Below are 1,445 nucleotides of genomic sequence, written 5' to 3'. Positions count from 1 at the left end.
GTTCCTCGACCGCCGCAATCAGTTCAGATCGGTTCTCGTCGTCAGCTACTCCCTTTGCCGTGGACTGAACGACGTCGAGCAGCCTGATCGCGTCGTCGACACTCAACCCCTCGGCCTTGGCTTTTGCCTTCGAACCGATGGCAGTAGGACCGTTTGCGGTCTGAATCGTGGTGTTGTACTGCGTACCGATGTGCTGGCCCACGGCTGCGTCCACAGCTTGTTTTCTTGGCAACTCCGTCAGCGGAGTCTCTGCAGTCAGGTCGGCAACGACGTCGACGAGTTGCGTTCTGATCTGACCTAGAATCCCTGTGAGCATCGACCCGGGAAGCGAGTAAGACATGCTCAGGATTTGCTGGAATGGGCCAAGCTCATCGTTCCAAATGGTTTGGGCATAGGCCAGGCCCGTGCTGGAAAAGGAGATCGAAGAGCTCCCGGCGAGACTCTCCAGCTCTTCGATGGGCTGACGGAGTGGAAATGACTCCGGCACGCCCTTCTGGGCCTCTACAGGCAATTGGAGCCGATTGAACGTTTGACCTTTGGCCCAGGTATTGCCACTAATTGAGCTCACCGTTATCGGTGGCGAGGGCAGCACCCGGTAGCTGGGGACTTCAGCGTCGTCGTCATATCCAGAGAGCTCGTATCTTGCCCATTGCCTCAATGACTCAGAGCCGGTTTCGGCACCGAGCAGCAGGCACTTGCGCAGGAGCCCTGCCAGAGGTTCTGATTCGTCCAGGATTTGCTCCCTCAAGGAGCCGAGCAGAGTGTTGGTCATTTGAAGTCCTTCAACGTGAAGCCCTGTTGCATACCAAGCGAATCTACCGGCCATCTCCGACAACAGGGGGGTACAGGTGCCCGAACCTGCCGTAAGCCGGTCCCTCACCGGAGCAACCACAACCCAAAATTTCCGGATCACGATCGCCGCGTTGTGGGGCCAGTCGATTCCCGTAAGACCTTCACGCAAAATGCCCGGTGATGGGGGGCTAAACGGTACATCCAAAACTATGACCGGGCTCCTCATCGGATGCGCCCGCGTATCCACGAACGACCAAGACCTACCGCCCGGAAGAATGCCCTCGTTGCTCTTGGACTGTCATCGGAGAAGACGTTCACCGACCAGGGACTCGCCCGTGCCGACCGGGCACGCGCCGAGCTCAAGGAAGCGCTAGCCGCCTGACCGTCAACAAGTCGCACCAAGTCATGCACATGCCTGGGAACGTCGCCATGAACAGTCATGACATCAAGAAATGCAAACCAGCAAAGGCAGCACATCTCCCCCAGCCAGCGTTCAGTCATGCAGTTAGCGGCACTCCGGGCCATGAACGAGTAGGCAGCATCACCGCTGCCGGAAATCAAGAAAAGGAGCCACCCGGCTACAGAAACGGCCACCAACGAAAAAGGGCCCCAGCAGGGGCCCATCAGTGAACAGTTTGTGCACACTCAGAGGC

The 1,445-nt window shown here is 58.2% G+C and carries 1 protein-coding gene; it reads right to left on the bottom strand.

Annotated elements, in window-relative coordinates; translation table 11 throughout:
- Positions 1 to 772: hypothetical protein (locus tag LQV45_RS32090; RefSeq protein ID WP_230011560.1), on the bottom strand; the 772-nt coding region annotated here is incomplete at its 3' end.
- Positions 773 to 1,445 lie beyond the last annotated feature (673 nt).

This window comes from Microbacterium sp. Bi128, from assembly GCF_918698205.1.
This window is presented reverse-complemented; position numbering and strand designations above follow the sequence as displayed.